Source organism: Aeribacillus sp. FSL M8-0235 (assembly GCF_038000355.1).
Classification (GTDB): Bacteria; Bacillota; Bacilli; order Bacillales; family Aeribacillaceae; genus Aeribacillus; species Aeribacillus composti.
The window spans coordinates 3255908-3275654 of the sequence record NZ_JBBOBW010000001.1 but is presented as its reverse complement, the minus strand read 5'-3'; the positions used below and the strand labels follow the sequence as shown (position 1 = coordinate 3275654).

The following is a 19747-nucleotide window of genomic DNA, read 5'->3' as shown; positions in this document are numbered from 1 at the left end:
GGAAAGATTATATAAAATACCGGTTGTGAAATTGTTAATGCGATTGCCAGACCTAATGAAGCATTAATAGAAGAGTTAAGGAGTATTCCCACTTGAAACATTGATGATTGTATGAATAGGCTTGCTGCAATTGATGGTTCAATTAGAACTGTGAATAATGCTAGATTAGTAAGTCCAGCTTTTACGACTAAAGTTTCCGCGGGAGATAATTTGATGTTTCACAAAGCAATGGATCTGACTCAACCCGGAGATATCGTCTTTTTCCAACAATGTTTTTTGGTTTGCGACAGACTACTCTATAAAAAGTGTTAATAAGCCTTGAATTCATATTGTTGGAAGCGTATTCACTGATAGAACACATCCTGGAGATATTATTTAAGCTGATGCCTGTGGAGATGTAGGAAGTTCGATTCTAGGTGAATTGATAAGTCACTATGCGAAAACAAAAGGAATTGTAGGATGTATTATTGATGGTCCGGTGAGAGATTTTACGGAATTAGCGAAATGGAATATCCAGTATTTTTAAAAGGCGGTATTCCCCTTGGTCTATATAAATAAAGAACAGGTGAAATTAATATAGCCGGGTCAATCGTCTGCTCTTGCGAAAGAAGAGGCTAAGGTAAAATAGCCAGATAAGCCCATTAATCTAATATATTTTTTTATATAAGAAAAAATGTTGTTCATATGTACAGGAATAATAGGTAAATGAAAGGTGGAGAAACGTATGAATAATTTGAACAAAATTAATGAGGAAGATGTAGCAATCCGTCCGGCACAAAAGAAGACGAGGTATCGATGGGTAGTTGCTCTTATGATATTTTTAGTCTATACGGTTGCTGCAGCTGATCGTGCGAACCTCGGAATGGCTTTACCATTTATACGCGAAGAATTTACCATGTCTAATACCGAGGCTGGCGCATTAACAAGTCTGTTCTTGCTCGCTTATGCCATAGCCCAGATTCCTTCTGGATTTATTTACAGTAAGTTTGGTGTACGTAGCACCTTCTCCGTTGCCATGGTGGCAACGTCAGTAGTTACAGGGCTGATTGGAACGGCAGGAAGTTTATTTACTTTAAAGGCTTTTCGCTTCCTTTTAGGCTTGGCTGAAGGGCCGTTGCCGCTGGGAATGACTTCGACCATTAATAACTGGTTTCCGCCTAAGGAAAAAGGAACAGCAACGGGGCTTTTCCTGTCAGCGGCAAAATTCGGGCCGGTTCTTGTGCCGCCGTTATGTGCATGGATTGTGATGGATTTCGGCTGGCGATACATTTTTTATTTCTTTGCTATTCCCGGCATCGTGTTATCGGTAATTTGGTATATTCTAGTCAAAAATCGTCCGTCCGAAAGCAAATTCGTATCAGAGGCGGAACTTAATTATATTGAACACGGCGAAGACCAGACTACATCTGAGGAACAAGTTCAATCGCCGAAGAAAGAATACAAGCTAGTGTGGCTGGATAAACTGATTCGGGCTACGAAGGCCAATCCGTTGGAGACTAAAAAGGAGATTTTCCGTTCATGGGATATCTGGGGGGCCGCTTTGGGTTACTTTTTCATGGTAGGAGTTGTGAACGTATTATTGGCTTGGATCCCGACCTATTTAACTACTGTAAAGAAGTTTGACATTATGGACATGGGAATCGTAGCTGCGGCTCCATGGACTGGTGCGATTGTTGGAAACATGGTGGGTGGCTGGTTGTCGGATAAGATCATAAACAAGCGGCGTAAACCAAACATGATGTTCACGGCATTTGTCTCTATATTCATGATGTATTCGTTGATCAATGCGCCTAATAATCCCTATATACTGGCAGCGCTAATGTTCGTGTTAGGTATATTTTTGAACATTGGATATTCAACCTATATGGTGTACCCTATGGGCCTGACAAACAAAAAATCCTATCCAATTGCTTGCTCTGTAGTTAACTTTTCCGGCCAATTAGGAGGAGCTGCTGCTCCATTGATTGCGGGGATCATGCTGGATCATTTCAGCTGGAATGCCGTTTGGATCTATTTGGCGGTTTCTTGCTTGTTATGTTTGATCGTATTATTTACCATCAAGGAACCAGTGGAAGACCCGTTGGTTTAACCTACATTTATAAATTTGTAAACGAAATACACGTATAGACAGGAGATATGATTGAAACAGGAGATCTTCTGCTATTAAGAACTGAAGAAAAATCGAAAACAAACTAACCAAGAAAATATTACTGGAATGATTAAAACAAAAAAGGCATGAAAACAGCTCTCTTTTTTCATATGCACCCGGGCATGGGTGTAATCTCTAGGGTGAAAGTCTCGAGCTGCGAAGGCAAAAGTAGCAGTTAGCTTAACGCAATGGTGTCCGTGGTGATGTGGAATCTGAAGGAAGCGGGCAGCAAACTTAGAGTGTCTCTCGAAACACGAACTTCATATGAGGCTAGTTGCCATTGGATGAAACAAAGTCCTTTCTGTCGAAGATGGTACAGAGTAAATGAAGCAGACAGGTGGAAGGAAAGACTGCACCCTTACCCAGTGAGGTATGAACGACATGTCGAATTGATTAGTATGAACGTCTTAACCTTTTCGATAAAAGAAACAGACGCAAGAAACACATACATATGCCGAAAGTCATAGACAAGGTCAACATTTGATTATGAGACTCGCAAGTTAGACACAGTGAGAAGGCATTACAAAAAGCCAATACTTTTCTACATAGTATTGGCTTTTAATCATTGATGAAAAATGAAGTGAATAGATTCTCATCTCCTTTTAACTTAAATTCTTTTTCTTTTTTGAAGTTATCAAGATTATAAATTTGTATCTTTGTGCCGTCTGATGTAATAAATTGATCTTCATGAATATATGATACATAGTTTTCAATTTCTGTAGTAAATACATCCATTTTAGAAGAATTTAAATGAAGTTTCGCAATTTTCTTTTCCGTGGGTTCTAGAAACGAATTTCCTTGTGTGATAAACATATGATCTTTGTGTACATAAATATAACGCAAGCCTTTGAATGGAAGGATAATCTTTTCAATTTTCTTGTTCATCAAGTTTATTTTTATTAATTCATTTGACTGATTGTCTTTTCCATCTGATGTTTTTACTAGGAAAAGATCGTTGTCAACGAGCTCCATATCTGATGAATACATCATATCGTCTATTTTTATTGTTTCAATTAAAGATAAATCTTTTTTATTGATTACATTGATAATACCGTAAATATCATCTGGATTGGAGTGTATAAAGGTTAATACATATAATTTGTCTGAATGTTCAATCATATAGTTCGCCTCCCCCTTGAGCTTAGTGGATGCGACCTGTTTTCCTGTTGCTATATTTGTTTTGGCAAGCTTAGAGGAAGTAAGATCTCCTTCAGACATATAAGCAAACTCCTTATCAACAGTCCAAACTGTGGGAGCAATTTTTTCTTCGTTAGGAATTTCTTTAATCTGCAAATTACTTTTATTTAACTCTAATATAAATTCATTGGTGTTGTGTTTAGATAGTGGATTAGCGTAATATACTTTATTATTCATATGAATAGGTTTTTTCATAAAAGCTCCAAGAGGCATTCCTCTGTATTTCGTTTTATGTTTTGAAAGAAACTTTCCTTTTTCATTGTACAGGTGTATAACTGCTTTCTCAAACATATCTGTATAAATCACTGCATATTTGTAATCTTCGATGTTTTTTGTTTCCGTTGAGAAGCATCCTTGTAAAAAGATCATGGAGGATAACAAACAGATAAAGATCATTTTGTATCTGTTTGTTATCGTATTAAAAAGGTTCATTTGTTAAACTCCTTTAGTATAAATGATATACGTGTGAGAAGAGTTAACTAAATCAATTGGAAATACGATTCCCCCGCCATGATTTAAGTTTAAACCTGTAGTATACTTATATGCTTCATACACTAATTGCGAACAATAAAATTTTTTTGTAGTGTTGATATTCGTAAATTCCCAATTATAAGGTTTTCCTTTGTGTGCATACGCTCTGTCTGCAGCTTTTGCATCTTGAGCGACAGTTGTTCCCTTTGTCGTTACCGCATAAACAGTTTTATATTTTTTATTCCAATCATTATCGTAAGTTTTTACTCCTTTTTCTGGGAAAGATTCAACTGTTTTTGTTTCTGAGTATATGATTCCTGCATGACCTACTAGAGAACCAAATTTTCCATCTTTAGTTACTAATATAACTCCTTTTCTTTTTGGATATGATGGTGCTGCTAACGCTTGAAAATTATTAGCTTTAAAATTATAAGATGATGAATTTTTATCAGGTTGAACTAGTTCTGGGTCAGATTCGATCTCTTTCTCCACTCTTTCATAAGTTTCTAACTGTTGTTGGACTATGTCCTCAGAAGAAGTAGAATTTGCATGAGATACAGCTGGCAAAATTACCGATAACATGCATAAGGACAAGACTGTACTCAATACTTTTCCAATTTTCTTTTTCATTAATTCTGCTCCTCTGTTAATAAAGTATTAGGAAAAAATTCCTTTTCATTTTCATTATATATTAAACTTAACTTTTTTCAACTTAAATTTGGTAAATTAGTAAAATATTTCTGGTAAATAGAATAATAGATGAACATAGAAAATGGTGATCCTTTTTGCAGATAAAGTTAGCCAAAAACAACACCGGCACTTATTAAGACAGAAAGCCAGGTGTGCTTTTCCTATAATCCCGTCTACCGCTAACATACAAAAGCATTGAAATTCCATAACGGCTCTAACGCTACTTCCATAAAAAAGTTGCCCACAAATACTTGACTCAAACTTTTTCATTTGAAAATAAGGGATGAACGGAGTATTTATAGTATGATAGAGAAAAAGGGGGAAGAAAGGCATGGGAAATTTACATGGGAAACGGATCGCTATCACAGGCTCTCGAAAGAGCGAGGAAATTTCCACGTTAATTCGTAAAAAAGGAGGGGAGCCTGTTATTCGAGCTATTCAAGAAACAATAAAATGCTCTCCTTCGGATTTGGAGGCTGGTCTTCGAAGCATTGTTGAAAAAGGGACTGACTGGGCTGTGTTTACGACAGGAGTAGGGACGAACGCTCTGTTGGAAGCGGCAGAAAAGATCGGCATTTTGGATTCATTTATAAACGTTTTAAAAGAAGCAAAAATAGCTGCCCGCGGCTATAAAACGAAAGCGGCTCTTAAACAAATCGGCATTCAGCCGGATGCTTGTGATGATGACGGAACGAATGACGGGCTGCTTCGGGCTATTGAAGGATTTTCTTTTAAAGACAAGCATGTTTTTTTACAATTACATGGAGAACCGGTGCCAAAGCTTTCAGAATGGTTTGAAAAGCACGGAGCGATTTTGCATGAAATTTTGCCATACCGCTCCATTGTACCTAATCCTGAGACCGTTGAGCAGCTGCTGGATGAAATAATCGAGAATAAGCTGAATGCTGTTGCGTTTACAGCTGCCCCGCAAGTAAGAGTGCTTTTTAAATTGGCTGAAAAAAAAGGAGCAACATCTGACCTTATAGAGGCATTTCAACAAAATGTTGTGGCAGCAGCCGTCGGCAAAGTAACTGCTGGAGAATTGAAGGAATATGGGGTGCAGCGCATCGTGGCTCCAGAGCTGGAGCGGATGGGGGCGATGATTGTCGCTTTGGATGAGTATTTCCAATGATGTTGTCGTCAAAAAATTTAATGGCTGATTGTGTGTATAAAAAACAGGTGGAGCGTGACAGCTTTGAGGATGAATCACGTCCACCTGGGTTTGAACTTTTTACCTAAAAATCAGTATGTATGAAAGCATCGATTTATTTCATGAAAAACAAATACTGTAAATTTTGTGCAATATAATTCGGGTAAATTTTGTTTTTTTCAATATCTTCTTTTCTAGAGGCTCCTGTTAATACAAGGCATGTGCGGCAATTATTTGTTTTTCCAAGCAAAATATCGGTTTCTAAGCGATCGCCAATGATTAAGCACCTGTTGCTGTTTATGTTTAATTTTTCAAGAATTTTTTTGCCGTAAAAAGAGGAAGGCTTCCCGATCACCTGATCGATCGGCCGTCCTGATGCAGCTTCTATTGCTTTCGCTATTGCCAGTGTATCTGAAATATACCCTTCAGGAACTGGACAAAGCGAATCCGGATTGGCTGCAATTAATTTGGCTCCATTACGAACCGCGTTCATTGCCAAATTGAGTTTTTCGTAAGTGAAGCAGCGATCAAGCCCGACAAGTACGTGGGTCGCGTCCATAGGATTGTCGGTCATTTTTAGGGAAAATTTGTGGAATTCTTCCGAAATAAGAAAGATGTGTATAAAAAAAGAGGATGTATGCTCTTATCATGAACATACTATCCTCTGAAAAATTAATATAGGCAACTAGATGGTTAGTTGGAAAAGCACTTTCAACTTGTAGGGCGGAGATGTCCCTTGAAACAGGAAAGTTTGCCTTGCACAGCGATTATGCTCTTCCCCAAATACGATTAATCCAGTTTTCAATAAGTCCGACCGCTTTATCGAGAAGCAGCCCGGATACGCCGATAAATAGTATAGCAGCCATGACTAAATCAAGCCTCATGGAATTTCTGGCGTCGACAACTAAATAACCAAGTCCTGACTGCGTTCCAACCATCTCTCCTGCTACAAGAAAAATCCAAGCTGTACCTACAGCTATATGAAGACCGTTCGCAATATAAGGGAATGTGGCAGGAAAAATGATTTTGCGCAATAGCTCGAATTTTTTAATCTCGAAATTTTGCGCCACTTTCAAATAAGTTTTATCAACGTTCTTTACAGCAGATACTGTCGATAGCAAAACAGGAAAGAAGGCAGCAATAAAAATAATTACTATTGCCGGCATATTGCCAATCCCAAACCAAAGTACAATAAACGGCGACCATGCGATTGGCGAAACAGGCCGCAATACCTGGATAATTGGGTCAATCACTCCCCATAATAGTGGTATTCTGCCGAAAATAAGTCCTAAAATGATCGCTAATACAACGGCAGAAAGATATCCAGCCAAAAATCGCATGATACTCACTTGAAAATGTTCGAACAGTGTGCCATCTTTAATAAGCGAAAGTATTCCATCCCATACTTGAATGGGTGAAGGGAAAAGTGCTGAATCATATTTTCCAATGAAAATAATTAACTGCCACAAGGTAATCAAGATAGCAAAACCAATGATGACATTTATGAAATTCTTATATTTAATCATCCTATCACTTCTCTTTTTTCTCAAATTAATTGGTGAATTTATGCATCATCAACCATGCGGAACTGTCATTTTAGTATACTTCCATCATTAGGGCTTCTGTTGTTCAACATGCCTAGTGCCTGCTTAACCATAGAACATCTTTAAATTCGCGTCCATCTTTCGGTTTGCTCGAGAAATAGGAATTCCCCTTATGGAAGCTTTGCATTGTCTATTAGCGAATTATCTACAAATTCTTCATAAGATGGCGGATTTTTTTGTAAGCCCATCTCAATCAAGTTTTTCGTTAATTCTTTATAGTCTTTTTCATGAATGATTAAATCGTCATAGGCAATCCATTTAAAAGATAAATCCATTACTTCTTTGTCCGCTTTCATATATTTGGAGGACATTTCAATTGTTTGCTCATCCTTGTGCTCTGCTACCTCACCAGCTTTTAAGTAATAATTAACAAAATCCTGAGCAATCTCTTTTTCCTTTTCGATAAATTCACCGCGCAGTACTAGTGCACAGTCAATGGAATTCTGCCAAATTTCATTATCTTGAAATAGTACCTTGCCCTTTCCGATCGATACGGAAGCTGCACCAAAAGGTTCTGCAACGACATATCCAGCAATTCTGCCCTCAGATAAAGCTGCCGGCATTTCTGCTGGAGGCATCTCGACAGCCTTTACATCATCGTACTTTAATCCGTTTTGTTTTAACATTTGATAAAGCAAAATATTGTGAGTGGAGAATTTGTGTGGAATAGCAAAATTTTTCCCCTTTAAGTCTTTAACACTATTAATATCATTTGCTACGACAAGTACGTTCCCATCTCGATGTCCTAATGCGACAGCTTTTAAATCAATGCCTTGCTCTTTTGCCTTCATAGCCAAAGTAACTAGCATGGAAGCTCCGTCAATATTGCCTGTGTTTAAGGCGTCTACAAGCTCGGGCCACGAACCAAATTTCACGAGTTCCAGATTGAATTTTTCATATTTTTCTAATTCCTTCTCGATAAACAGAGGTACTGCATGAGTAATCGGCAAATACCCGATCTTGATTGTTCTTTTTCCATCTTTGCCGCTTTCGGAAGTATTATCGCTTCTGTTTGCCCCACAAGCAGCCATTGTCAATAACAATACTGATATAACTAATAGAATCAGTCCAGATTGAATAATCCTTTTCATCTAATTTCCCCTTTTCCTATTTTTATTTTTTATATACAATGTGAGCTTGCTTTGAAAAATTAGATATAATACTCCGTTGTTACATTAGGATGGTTAAAGTGGAATTCTTCAAAAATGATTTTTCGATAATACTGAAAATCAGAATGGCTTCGGTCTCGAGGCTTCGAGAGAGCGATCTTGATCTCCCTGTGAATATGACCGGGATTTGGATGCATTATGAGAATCCGGTCTGATAAATAGATTGCTTCATCAATATCGTGGGTAACTAAAATAATAGTTGTTTTTTCCTTTTGCTGGATGCGAAGCAGTTCATCCTGCAAATAATAACGATTAAACGTGTCCAATGCTGCAAACGGTTCATCCATTAAAATTAATTCTGGCTTCAGTGCAAGTGCTCTGGCAATTCCTGCTCTTTGCTGCATTCCTCCAGAAAGTTCATGAGGAAACAAATCTTCTTTTCCTTTTAGACCAACCAATGCCAAGTAATGTAACGCTCTTTCCTTCCGTTCTGCAGGATGAAGCTTGAGACCTTCCAGCCCCAATTCTACATTTTTAAGCACTGTTCGCCATGGGAGCAGTCCATAGTCTTGAAACAGCATTATGCATTTGCGATTCGGCTGATTCACCACATTCCCATCAAGCAAAACTTGACCGCTATCCGCCTTTTCAAAGCCGCCGATAATATTTAAAAAAGTGCTTTTCCCGCAGCCGCTTTCTCCTAATATGGAGATGATTTCACCTTGCTTTATTTCTAGTGAAATATTGTCTAGAACGTGTATTTCTTTATTTTTATTTGTGAAGCTCTTGCTCAAATTTTCAACTTTAATAATTGTAGACTGCTGAGAATCCATTCATTACACCGCCTCTTAGTCGTCGGATTTTCATTAATCTTCGGTTAATTCATTAACAAAATAATTCTTATAAGAATAGTGAGTTTTAATATTTGTAGATCATTTTATTATACTTTGTTAGTTTTTTCAACTATATATAGAAAATATTTTTTAGTGTCAATGATTTTAATTTTTGAGAATGAATCGTGTTATTTTGATTGTGAGCGATTTGCACCGATGTATCTGGACGTTTTGCAGAAGAAGTGATGGGAGTTCAATGAGGATAAGCTTAGTTATTGCGTTTTTATAGATTTTTATTATGAAGGACGTTTGCGGATGGCATTTTTGAAGCCGGAGGCAGGAAAACATTTAAAGCTGTAAGCGGGATTTTTAAAGTGATGCTTTAAGAATAGGTAGGTGATTCAAGCATACTGGATTTTACGGAAGGTGTTGAAAAAGGAGAACAAGGGAATGATGATAACCTGGAATAGGGGATTTATAATATGGATTTCGTATTCGTTATTGACAAAGGGAAATGAATTTATGTAAAAATTGGTATCTAAGAGGCTAGACGCGTGGAAAAACCCCTCCTGAAAGGCAATTGCCGGAGCTTCCAGCACGCCTATCCTTAAACTAGTCTTAGAAGACCTGACAGCATTTTTATTTAATATTTTGAAGCTCACTTTCAATAGAAATAACTTCAACATTTTGGACAAGTTCGCCTGTTTTTTTGGAATAATAGGCAATGTCCACCTCATCACCTGTAGCCGGGTCAATTAGTTTTTTATAACATTTTTTTAAATGTTTGCTTCCCCAAATAATAAGTGCATTGAAAACATGCTCTAAATCTTTTCCGCTTTGTGTTAATACATAGCGGTATCGAGGTGGATGCTGTGAATAAAGCTCTGATTGAACGAGGCCTTCTTCTTCTAAATATCTGAGACGTTCCGAAAGCAAATTAGAAGAAATTCCCGGTAAAGCTTTTTTAATTTCATTAAAAAGTGCATTTCCGTTTAAAATTTCATGAATAATTAACAGTGTCCAACGATCTCCAATGATATTAAGTGATTGCGCGATGTTGCAAGGGATATCATATCTTATTTTCATAAACTAATCTCCTCCATTTGTTACAATCCATTTTAACATAAAATAATTTAAAAGTGATTAAGTTGATTTTTTGAACTAAGTATATTAAAATGACTTTATGATAATAAAAAAGTGGGGGATAAAAATATGGCGCTATACTTAATTGAATCATCCTTACATGGTATTGTATCAGCAAAAGAGGAATTAGATCAAAAAGTTTCAGAGCTTCAAGGAAAATTAAACGAAAATCAGGCATCATTAATTGAACTTCAAGTATCAAAGGGTTTCTCACGCGCATTCTTTATTGTTGAAGCAGAAAATCAAAAAGCTGCCACTGAAACGTTAAAAGACATTCAGATACCTATTCATCTAGTAAAACAAGTTCGTCTTGTTGGAAAAGAACTCGAAGATGTAAAGAAAAATAATGAAGTTGTCAATTATTTGGTTGAATGGAATTTACCAGAAGATTTGACAATGGAACAATATTTGGAGAGAAAGAAGAAAAACTCTGTACATTATCAAGAAGTTCCTGAAGTAACATTTTCGAGAACTTATGTTTGTGAAGATATGACAAAATGCCTTTGCTTCTACGATGCACCAGATGAAGAGGCTGTTAAGCGTGCCCGCAACGCAGTAAAAACACCAATTGACTCCATTACGGAAATATTGGCAGATAAATAATCAATTTTAATCACCTTTTTTAAAGAGGCGGGGCTGTCCGATAAGTCCCTAAAATGAAGCAAGTGGAGAAAAACAATGCGTTTCTTTCCACTTGCTTTTATATTTTTTCGATTTTTATCTGAAAGTAGCTTGCGGATGCCGGCTACTTTCAGGAAGTTGTAATAAGCCAAGCATTGGTTTATTGTCTTTTTTTCAAAGCTCTTTTGAAATACATATACAGGTTCATCTTTATCAAAAAAATAGGAGAGGCGGCAAAATAAAGATTGATTTTTTGAACCTAATATAATAAAATAACTTTAAACCGACTAAACACGTAGGAATTATTTATTTAATAATAATTGGAATGCCTGATTTCGGACATTATGAACGCGGGTGATGATTGAAATGAATAGTTTGGACGAAAAAGTTGAAACGTTGGAGCAGTTAATTGAAAAAGAATTGAAACCATATGTAAAAAAAATTGATGCGGAAGGTTTTTATCAGGAGCAATATTTGCGGGAGCTAGGGAAAGCTGGATTTTTCTCTACGAATCATAAGTCGCAAAAGGAATATATTTTACAGGAAATGAAAGTGGTAGAAGAAACAGCAAAATGGTGTATGACGACTGCATTTTGTCTATGGTGCCATCTGGCCGCTTTAACTTATGTACGAAATTCCAACAATCTTTCATTAAAAAATAAATTGCTCCCTTTGCTGGAGAATGGAAAAATTTTAGGTGCAACAGGCTTATCGAATCCGATGAAATATTATGCAGGACTTGAAAAATTGCACTTAAAGGCAAAACCTAAAGAAGATGGTTATATACTTTCAGGTGTTTTACCGAATGTATCCAATCTAGGTGACAATCATTGGTTCGGTGTGATTGCTGAGGTGGATGAACACAAACGAATCATGTGCTTTATTCCGAGCAATGCGGAAGGATTAATATTAAAGGAAAAAAATGATTTTCTAGGTTTAAATGGAAGCGCAACATATTCTTGTACTTTTCAAGATGTTTTTGTCCCGAATCAGTGGGTTGTATCTGACGATGCGGATCTTTTTGTGGAGAAAATCCGCCCGGTTTTCATTTTATATCAAATACCTCTTGGTTTAGGTGTTATACGATCTTCCATCGCCTCCATTGAAAAGGTTATTAATAAACAAAATGGCTGCAACAGCTTTTTAAAAATACAGCCGGGTCAATTGAAAACACAAGAGCGCAAAATTCAAGATGACATTCATGCATTGTTCAGCGGTCAAAGACTCGACTGGAAAGAAATTGCAAGGATACGTTTGGAAGCTGCTTATTTAACCCTTGAAGCTGTACAGGCAAACATGCTTCATCACGGAAGCGCTGGATATCTCATGCATAGTGCACCTTCCCGCAGACTCCGCGAAGCGTATTTCTTTGCTAATTTAACACCAACAGTGAAACATTTAGAAAAAGTTCTTCACTCATAAAAAATGGACTGACCCACCTATTTGAGACACAGAAAAAACACCTATGCTGCCTGTTTCCTGAACTCAATAGGTGACAGGTAGTTTAATTTGGCCTGAATTCGAATTTGATTATAATAATAGATGTCATTCTGAACCATTTGTTTTACAATAGAGTTAGTGAGATGTTGTTTTTTTGTGAATAGAATGTTTCAGCCTTTCATGAAGAATGAAACGATTCTATTACGGCATGATCATGGCAGTTTCCTTTGCGGGACATGCTCGTGGTAATGCCTTTTTCTTTGGCTAAATGTTGAAAAGCATAAGACGTATAGACCGCCCCTTGATCGCTATAGAGTATTTTTTCCTTGTCCCATTTTACTGGGTCACTTCAGTTATCCATAAGGGATTTTTTGTATGTGCTGGGCATCTGTACATTCGCCAAGCTTTAAAGCAGCAGTATTTTGTTTAAGACAAGGGTGTCTAGGGCGCCAAGATCTGAAGGAAGTCAGCAGCCAATTTTTGACTTGCGGAAAAGATGATCGATGTTTTATTCTTTCTCCTTTTTTTTCTTTAACCTTCCTTCGCGTCGAGCAGCGTCCCGCAATAAAAATTCAATATGGGAATTGACGCTGCGGAATTCCTCTTGCGCCCAACGTTCAATAACGGCATACAATTCAGGATCGATTCTTAAAGGGAAATTTTTCTTTTTTGCCATGATGCGACACAACCATTAATATAGACTTCCGGTATTTATGACCGGCTGGGTGCCGCGATCGGAGATGATCGCAACCATTAAATTATTCACCATGTTAACCTTTCTTTCTTCATCAAGCTCAATCGTTCCGTCGCTAGCCAGCTGCTCGACAGCCATTTGGGCCATACTGACGGCTCCTTCGACAATCTTTTTTCTCGCAGATAAAACGGCGGCTGCCTGCTGGCGCTGAAGCATGGCGCTGGCAATTTCAGTCGAGTAAGCTAAATGAGTCAGTCTAGCTTCTATTACTTCAACTCCAGCGACGTTCAACCGTTCTTGCAATTCATCTGCCAGCTCTTTTGAAACAACATCGGCGTTGCCTCTTAATGTAATATTGTGGTCATCAAACGTATCGTAAGGATATTTCGTTGCTACATGACGAATGGCAGCCTCGCTTTGGATTTCCACGAATTCTTCATAATCATCCACATCAAAAGTTGCTTTTGCGGAATCGATTACTTTAAAGACGATGACCGAAGCAATTTCAATCGGATTCCCTTCCACATCGTTTACTTTTAGCTTTTTGCTGTTAAAATTTCGAACGCGAAGGGACACCTTTTGTCTAATAGTTAATGGAACCGTTAAGGCAAGGCCACTTTTCCGAATGCTTCCTAAATAACGTCCGAAGAAAATGACAACGTTTGCTTGATTCGGCTGTACAATGGTAAGACCGCTTCCAAGCAGTACGGCAAGAACAACCAATACAATTGCAAGAACAATAAACTCCTGGATAAATGTAAAAGCTGCTCCGAGCAAAAGTGCAACGATTAATACAATTCCAATAAACCCGTCAATAAACCATGCCTTTTTTTCTTTCAACTTTCATTGCCCCTCTCATATTATTTTTATATTAAAATGATATCACTTTTTGAAATAAATGTAAATATATATTGTCAAAAAATTTTGGCGAAAAACGTTTTTGGAGCTATGAAAATTCAATGAAAACCAAAATAAAAAACCTCAACTAACAACCATGCTAAACGTCATTTCGTTAGCAAGGGTTAGTCGAGGATTTAGGTTTAAATATATTTAGTTCATTATTGTTTGCATAGGTTCGTTTCTTTAGCATTAAAACAGAAAAATAAGACATACAATGAGGATGACAATGAACAATAAGGTATAAATCCATGTCAACGAGCGAACATTGCGAAAGGAGCTTGTTTCATATTCCCTTGACCTTGTAAGTTCATCATGGGGACTGTTCCCGATCGCTTTATATGTTTCTATTTTTTTTCCTACTTCTTTTCCGATAAACGCAGTTAAAATGAGTGCAAGTACACAAATAATAATGCCTACGGTCAATAACATACTATACATAAAACCATCTCCCTGTCTCTTTACATTGTGGTAGAGAATTTTGATAATCACCTGAAAATAGGAATTTATTTATGCTGAATATTATAAAATGCATCAGCAAATCTTTTTATTCCTTCATTTATATTTTCTTCATTTTCTCTTGCGAAGGTAAAACGGACATATTTTGTACTTGATCCAAGCGTTGAGCCCGGAACATAAATAACCCCGCGCTTGATCGACTCTTCTAGCAGCTGGATCTCATTAAAGTCTTTCTTTATTTTGCACCATAAATGAATGCCTCCTTGCGGGATATAAAAATCAACATCGTCTTTTAAGTAGAATCGAAGGCTTTTGACAATTTGATCCCTTCTGTTTTCGAGCCGTTTGACTAAGCAGTTGATATGGGCATCGAAGTCGTCAGATTCCAGAAAATCATTGGCAATCCATTGAGTAAAGCTGGCATGACCGAAATCCACTTGCTGTTTGGCATCAGACAATCTTTCAATCACAGGCTTTGGTCCAATAACCCAACCAATTCGCAAACCAGAAGCAACAATTTTCGACAATGAGCTGATATATAAGACATTTCCATGCTCATCCATTGATTTTAGCGGGTAGGTCTCTTCCCCATTAAAGGACGTTAAACTGTAAGGATCGTCTTCAACAATCGGTATTCCATACTCAGACGATATTTCCAATATTTTTTCCCGCCGGTTTTTATGAAGGAAAGCGCCTGATGGATTTTGGAAAGCAGGATTTAAAAAGATCATCCTGATTCGATGTTTTTTATGCAATAGAAGCAAATCATCCGGGTTTATACCGTCTTTGTCAACTGGTAAATAGAAAGGTCTAATTCCGGTTGATTTAAAGACCGGGAGACTGTAATAATACGAAGGCTCTTCTAATGCTATCGCATCACCCGGCTTTAATAAGCATTGGACGATTAAATATAAAGCTTGCTGCGCTCCTGATGTGATGAGAATGGAAGACGGATTTGTCTCAATTCTCCGATATCGTTTCACATGCTTTGTGATAGTTTTTCTTAATATCTCATTCCCTTGAGGATGATCATATCCTAGGCTTCCGATAAATGACCTTGTCGAAATGATTTCTCGCAAGGAGTCGATTGGAAAAAGATCTTCCGACAATTCACCGCTAGCTAAATTGATTAGTTTATGCTCTTCCATCTCTTTGCGTATTCTCTGGGTCACAGGTAAATTCGGCAAGAACGATCCTGCCTCAATATACCGATTCCAGCTTGGTACACGCTTCTTTGTCATGCCCCATATATCTTTGCTGATTGTTGTTCCGCTTCCTCTCTTTCTCTCGATAAGTCCGTTTGATTCTAATTCGTCATATGCAGCCACAACTGTGCTTCTGTTTATTTGCAGCTTATTGGCCAAAAACCGTTCAGAAGGCAGCGGTTTATCAGGGGGAAATGTGCCATCCGCAATTCCATTTTCAATATATTCGGCCAGCTGTTTATATATAGGCTTTTTTGCATTTCGATCCGGTTTCCAGTCCATATGCTTCACCCTTTTGATCTGCTTGGCACTTCCTGCAATATGGCAAGTTAATCAGGTTCTTTGTTATTTATCTATAGAATGTTCCTATTGAACATAATCGAAAATGTTGTTATATTCATCAAAATTTGAACCTGTTCAAACATTAATTATAACGCTAGATGAAAGAATAATGCCCATCCAATTCAGTAACATTTTACCCATCCACTTTTATTTTAACTTGGAGTTTTTAGCACATGATTTGAACGCTGCTGAAAAATCATTAGCTTTTGTAACATGGACGCAATGCTTAAAGCTGTCCTGCCCGATTTTTTCTTTACTTGAAGTTGAAAACCCTTAAAATAGATGTGCGATTTTCGGCAAATTTATTTCACTTTATGGTTCGTCTTGGATAAATGGCTGTTGCAGTATTGAAATTGGATGATTGACAAAGTCTTTGATTGGATGGTCCAAAAATTTTTGAACATTTTTATTATGAATAATATACTCCAATTCAAACCGTTTCTCATATTTTACGCTTAATGCTTTATAGAATTAAGTGTTGATAGTTAGTTCGACACTCAACCACAGCTGTATTGTACAAAGGAGCATGCTAAGAAATTATCATTAAATTACTTCAGATGAGATATCACATGAAAAGCTCTCATGGAAAAACATAATCCAATTATTTTGAACTCAAATTCATGGACCGGCCCTTCTATGCTTAAAAAGAGGATTATTCAAAGTGTTTTCCTTCCTGTGCAGATTTTTTTATGGAAGATGAATAGGGTGCAACTTCCGAAGGTTATGACTTTGAAGGTTCATGAGCTTCGGCATTTAAGATTGCTTTAGATTTTTTGATTTGGTGGAGGGGAAAAATATGTCGAACAGAGCACAAAAGGTTAAAGTTGCTGTTATACAAGCCTCATCTGTTATTATGGACCGGGACGCCACGACAAAAAAGGCGGTTAGCCTCATACATCAAGCTGCTGAAAAAGGAGCAAAGATTGTTGTATTTCCTGAAGCTTTTATTCCCGCTTATCCTAGAGGCTTATCTTTTGGTACAACGATTGGGAGCCGTTCGGCTGAAGGGAGGAAGGATTGGTATAGATACTGGAGCAATTCTGTAGCTGTTCCAGACGAAACGACGGAACAACTTGGTGAAGCGGCTCGAAAAGCAGGTGTCTACCTTGTGATAGGTGTAACAGAAAGGGATAATGAATTTAGCGGCGGGACTCTTTACTGTTCTGTTTTATTTTTCGATTCTGACGGACAGTTGTTAGGAAAACACCGCAAATTAAAACCGACTGCAGCAGAACGGATTGTTTGGGGGGAAGGGGATGGAAGCACATTACCAGTGTTTGACACCCCTTATGGAAGAATAGGGGCGCTAATCTGCTGGGAAAATTATATGCCGTTAGCAAGGGCTGCGATGTACGCACAAGGAATTCAAATTTATATTGCCCCAACGGCTGATGCAAGGGAAACTTGGCAGTCAACAATCCGCCACATTGCTTTGGAGGGGAGATGCTTTGTTTTGTCTGCCAATCAATATGTGACAAAAGATATGTATCCGAAAGATTTGGCTTGTTATGATGAACTTGCTTCTTCACCTGAAGTAATGAGCAGAGGAGGTAGCGCGATTGTTGGACCGTTGGGCGAATATGTGACAGAGCCCGTATTTGGCAAGGAAGACATCATCATTGCAGAACTGGATATGAAACAAATCGCCTATAGCCAGTTTGATTTTGATCCTGTTGGGCATTATGCAAGACCTGATGTTTTTAAATTGCTAGTCAACAAAGAGAAGAAGACAACTATTGAGTGGAAAAATTAATCTCATGATGAGACTCGTTTCTACGATTATCTCATTATTTATTTGAGATTTTACAGTTCAATAAACAATAAGGGAAATAAAGAAATCCCTTGCTCCTTTACATTAAGAAAGCGTTTATTTTATAATTAGTGTAAAACAAACGTTCGAGTGGATTCGCTATTTTAAGAAATATTTTCCGGGAAATATCGAGCCCTCTGGCGAATGGGAATGATTTTGTCGAACTTAGCTGAGAGCTTGTTTAAAAAAGGAGATGCTCTTAATTGATAAAAATTAAGAAAATTGTTTTGCATATATTACAGATGCGTTTGAAAGCCCCATTTTCTACTAGCTATGGAGACATTCACGATCGCGAATTGTTGATCGTAGAAGTAAAGGATGATGATGGTGCAGCCGGTTTTGGAGAAGGGGTTGCTTTTTCCATTCCATGGTATACAGAAGAAACCGTGAAAACAACTGTGCACATGATCGAAGATTTCCTCATTCCGATTTTATCAAAGACGTCGTTTCATCATCCTCGTGAGTTGGCTGAATCGTTTCGTTTTATTCGCAGAAATTATATGGCAAAAGCGGCTTTGGAAGGTGCCGTGTGGGATCTATATGCAAAACAGCAAAATATACCTCTTTCACAAGCTCTCGGGGGAATGAAAAAAGAAGTTGAAGCTGGGGTGAGCATCGGTATTCAGCCAACAATAAAAGATTTAATCAGTCTTATTGAACAATATCAGGAGGAAGGATACAAGAGAGTAAAAATAAAGATTAAACCAGGTTGGGATATTGAAGTAGTTAAGGAAATACGGAAGCATTTTCCGAACTTGGATTTAATGGCTGATGCGAACAGTGCCTATACATTAAAAGATATAAATCATCTAAAACAATTGGATGAGTTTCAATTAATGATGATTGAGCAGCCTCTTGCGCACGATGATATTGTGGATCATAGCAAACTTCAAAAAGAATTGGACACACCGATCTGTTTAGATGAAAGTATTTGTTCCTTCGAAGATGCTCGAAAGGCTGTTGAACTTCGAAGCTGCAAAATTATGAATATAAAAATCGGCCGTGTTGGCGGTTTGACAGAAGCAAAAAAAATCCATGATTTTTGCAAAGAGCAAAATGTTCCAGTTTGGTGCGGAGGGATGCTTGAATCAGGGATTGGACGGGCCCATAATATAGCCTTAGCGACACTTGAACAATTCACACTGCCAGGAGATATATCCAGTTCATCTAAGTATTGGGAAGAAGATATTATTGAACCGGAAATATCGGTTTATAATGGAAAAATTGCCTTGCCTGATAACCCGGGGATCGGTTTTCATGTAAGCCGTGAAAAATTAAAAAAATACACTGTTGAAACGAAAGTATTTACCCTATAAACAAAATCATCCTCTGCATGTTTTGCAGAGGACTATTTTATTTATTTTACAACCAATCTTGGCGCCGCCATAATGAGAATAACAGTAACGACAGCGCATAATACAAACGCTCCTATCATCGTAATGCCGTTTACGATCAAAGAATAAACGACCGCTGACATTCCTTCTGGTGCATATTCTCCGAAGAAAAAGACACCGCTGATAAAATGCCAAAAATAACGTGCAAAAGCTCCGATGAAGACGCCAAAGATGATGAAAACAAGAGCAGAGCTTTTCTTTCCATCTTTCAGCTTATTTTGGATAGTTTTGCAGAAAAGACCGGCTAAACCGATAAAGGAAAAAGCTAGAAAATAGTCGATGAAGCCTTGAACAGGCATCAGGATGTATGCATCACCTAATACAATTTGCAATAATCCCCATAAAAAGCCGGAAATGAAGCCAATCTTTGCACCGGATCGAAACGATAATATGAGTACAGGCACCATGGCAATGGATATAGAAATGGCTGATGATAATTGAATGGAAGGGAGAAGATCAAGTATAACTGCCAATGCTGCAAAGATTGCTGCTTCTATTAATAGTAATAAGCGATTTTTTTCCAAAAATAAAACCCCCTG

General features: G+C 37.6%; 21 protein-coding genes. 8 read left to right on the top strand and 13 right to left on the bottom strand.

Annotated elements, in window-relative coordinates; translation table 11 throughout:
- The first annotated feature begins 111 nt into the window (after nucleotides 1-111).
- The 3 genes from NSQ71_RS18635 (at nucleotide 112) to NSQ71_RS16050 (ending at nucleotide 2089) form a co-directional block, all read left to right on the top strand.
- Nucleotides 112-312 carry a hypothetical protein gene (locus tag NSQ71_RS18635; RefSeq protein ID WP_445684697.1) on the top strand — a complete coding sequence of 67 codons (201 nt, stop codon included), beginning with the start codon at nucleotides 112-114 and terminating at the stop codon, nucleotides 310-312.
- A gap of 97 nt (nucleotides 313-409) precedes the next feature.
- The gene (locus NSQ71_RS18630) at nucleotides 410-526 is read left to right on the top strand and encodes a hypothetical protein (RefSeq protein WP_445684713.1); all 117 of its coding nucleotides are present in this window, start codon (nucleotides 410-412) and stop codon (nucleotides 524-526) included.
- Between the two features lie 198 nt (nucleotides 527-724).
- Nucleotides 725-2089 (top strand): MFS transporter, encoded by a 1365-nt coding sequence (locus NSQ71_RS16050; RefSeq protein ID WP_340734223.1) that lies wholly within the window; start codon nucleotides 725-727, stop codon nucleotides 2087-2089.
- Nucleotides 2090-2707: 618 nt separating this feature from the next.
- Here the strand turns inward: NSQ71_RS16050 and NSQ71_RS16045 are convergent.
- Together NSQ71_RS16045 and NSQ71_RS16040 are read right to left on the bottom strand one after the other, a co-directional pair.
- Nucleotides 2708-3778, bottom strand: a complete 1071-nt coding sequence (locus NSQ71_RS16045; RefSeq protein ID WP_340734222.1) for a hypothetical protein — start codon at nucleotides 3776-3778, stop codon at nucleotides 2708-2710.
- Nucleotides 3779-3781: 3 nt separating this feature from the next.
- Nucleotides 3782-4447, bottom strand: coding sequence for a YiiX/YebB-like N1pC/P60 family cysteine hydrolase (locus NSQ71_RS16040; RefSeq protein ID WP_340734221.1), 666 nt, complete (start codon nucleotides 4445-4447; stop codon nucleotides 3782-3784).
- A gap of 391 nt (nucleotides 4448-4838) precedes the next feature.
- Between NSQ71_RS16040 and NSQ71_RS16035 the strand changes: the two genes are divergently transcribed.
- The gene (locus tag NSQ71_RS16035) at nucleotides 4839-5639 is read left to right on the top strand and encodes a uroporphyrinogen-III synthase (RefSeq protein WP_340734220.1); all 801 of its coding nucleotides are present in this window, start codon (nucleotides 4839-4841) and stop codon (nucleotides 5637-5639) included.
- 133 nt (nucleotides 5640-5772) lie between these two features.
- Here NSQ71_RS16035 and NSQ71_RS16030 read toward each other — a convergent pair whose 3' ends face one another.
- The 5 genes from NSQ71_RS16030 to NSQ71_RS16010 form a co-directional block, all read right to left on the bottom strand.
- Nucleotides 5773-6150: an HAD-IIA family hydrolase gene (locus tag NSQ71_RS16030; RefSeq protein ID WP_340734440.1), complete on the bottom strand. Its 378-nt coding sequence runs from the start codon at nucleotides 6148-6150 to the stop codon at nucleotides 5773-5775.
- Nucleotides 6151-6424: 274 nt separating this feature from the next.
- Nucleotides 6425-7183, bottom strand: coding sequence for an ABC transporter permease (locus NSQ71_RS16025; RefSeq protein ID WP_063386789.1), 759 nt, complete (start codon nucleotides 7181-7183; stop codon nucleotides 6425-6427).
- Between the two features lie 188 nt (nucleotides 7184-7371).
- Nucleotides 7372-8352 (bottom strand): ABC transporter substrate-binding protein, encoded by a 981-nt coding sequence (locus NSQ71_RS16020; protein ID WP_327873279.1) that lies wholly within the window; start codon nucleotides 8350-8352, stop codon nucleotides 7372-7374.
- A gap of 59 nt (nucleotides 8353-8411) precedes the next feature.
- Complete coding sequence (locus NSQ71_RS16015) at nucleotides 8412-9203, bottom strand: ABC transporter ATP-binding protein (RefSeq protein WP_327848580.1); 792 nt, start codon at nucleotides 9201-9203, stop codon at nucleotides 8412-8414.
- A 639-nt stretch (nucleotides 9204-9842) separates the two neighbouring features.
- Nucleotides 9843-10289, bottom strand: a complete 447-nt coding sequence (locus NSQ71_RS16010; RefSeq protein WP_066247718.1) for a winged helix-turn-helix transcriptional regulator — start codon at nucleotides 10287-10289, stop codon at nucleotides 9843-9845.
- 126 nt (nucleotides 10290-10415) lie between these two features.
- Here NSQ71_RS16010 and NSQ71_RS16005 point away from each other — a divergent pair, with 126 nt between their 5' ends.
- Nucleotides 10416-10949, top strand: coding sequence for a DUF4242 domain-containing protein (locus NSQ71_RS16005; protein ID WP_340734219.1), 534 nt, complete (start codon nucleotides 10416-10418; stop codon nucleotides 10947-10949).
- 384 nt (nucleotides 10950-11333) lie between these two features.
- Nucleotides 11334-12389 carry an acyl-CoA dehydrogenase family protein gene (locus NSQ71_RS16000; RefSeq protein ID WP_340734218.1) on the top strand — a complete coding sequence of 352 codons (1056 nt, stop codon included), beginning with the start codon at nucleotides 11334-11336 and terminating at the stop codon, nucleotides 12387-12389.
- 41 nt (nucleotides 12390-12430) lie between these two features.
- Here NSQ71_RS16000 and NSQ71_RS18625 read toward each other — a convergent pair whose 3' ends face one another.
- The 5 genes from NSQ71_RS18625 to pdxR form a co-directional block, all read right to left on the bottom strand.
- A complete protein-coding gene (locus tag NSQ71_RS18625; protein ID WP_420534709.1) occupies nucleotides 12431-12574 on the bottom strand; it encodes an IS3 family transposase in 144 nt (47 codons plus the stop codon).
- Nucleotides 12575-12915: 341 nt separating this feature from the next.
- Nucleotides 12916-13083, bottom strand: a complete 168-nt coding sequence (locus tag NSQ71_RS15990) for an Arc family DNA-binding protein (RefSeq protein ID WP_065095528.1) — start codon at nucleotides 13081-13083, stop codon at nucleotides 12916-12918.
- 15 nt (nucleotides 13084-13098) lie between these two features.
- Nucleotides 13099-13941 carry an SPFH domain-containing protein gene (locus NSQ71_RS15985; RefSeq protein ID WP_339197507.1) on the bottom strand — a complete coding sequence of 281 codons (843 nt, stop codon included), beginning with the start codon at nucleotides 13939-13941 and terminating at the stop codon, nucleotides 13099-13101.
- A 249-nt stretch (nucleotides 13942-14190) separates the two neighbouring features.
- On the bottom strand, nucleotides 14191-14439 hold the full coding sequence (locus NSQ71_RS15980; protein WP_339197505.1) for a hypothetical protein: 249 nt from the start codon (nucleotides 14437-14439) through the stop codon (nucleotides 14191-14193).
- Nucleotides 14440-14504: 65 nt separating this feature from the next.
- A complete protein-coding gene (gene pdxR, locus NSQ71_RS15975) occupies nucleotides 14505-15944 on the bottom strand; it encodes a MocR-like pyridoxine biosynthesis transcription factor PdxR (RefSeq protein ID WP_063386781.1) in 1440 nt (479 codons plus the stop codon).
- An 856-nt stretch (nucleotides 15945-16800) separates the two neighbouring features.
- Here pdxR and NSQ71_RS15970 point away from each other — a divergent pair.
- Nucleotides 16801-17757, top strand: a complete 957-nt coding sequence (locus tag NSQ71_RS15970; protein ID WP_340734216.1) for a carbon-nitrogen hydrolase family protein — start codon at nucleotides 16801-16803, stop codon at nucleotides 17755-17757.
- A 263-nt stretch (nucleotides 17758-18020) separates the two neighbouring features.
- Nucleotides 18021-19130, top strand: a complete 1110-nt coding sequence (gene menC / locus NSQ71_RS15965) for an o-succinylbenzoate synthase (RefSeq protein ID WP_327873290.1) — start codon at nucleotides 18021-18023, stop codon at nucleotides 19128-19130.
- Between the two features lie 41 nt (nucleotides 19131-19171).
- Here menC and thiT read toward each other — a convergent pair whose 3' ends face one another.
- Nucleotides 19172-19732 (bottom strand): energy-coupled thiamine transporter ThiT, encoded by a 561-nt coding sequence (thiT, locus tag NSQ71_RS15960; protein WP_094244462.1) that lies wholly within the window; start codon nucleotides 19730-19732, stop codon nucleotides 19172-19174.
- Between the last annotated feature and the right edge of the window lie 15 nt (nucleotides 19733-19747).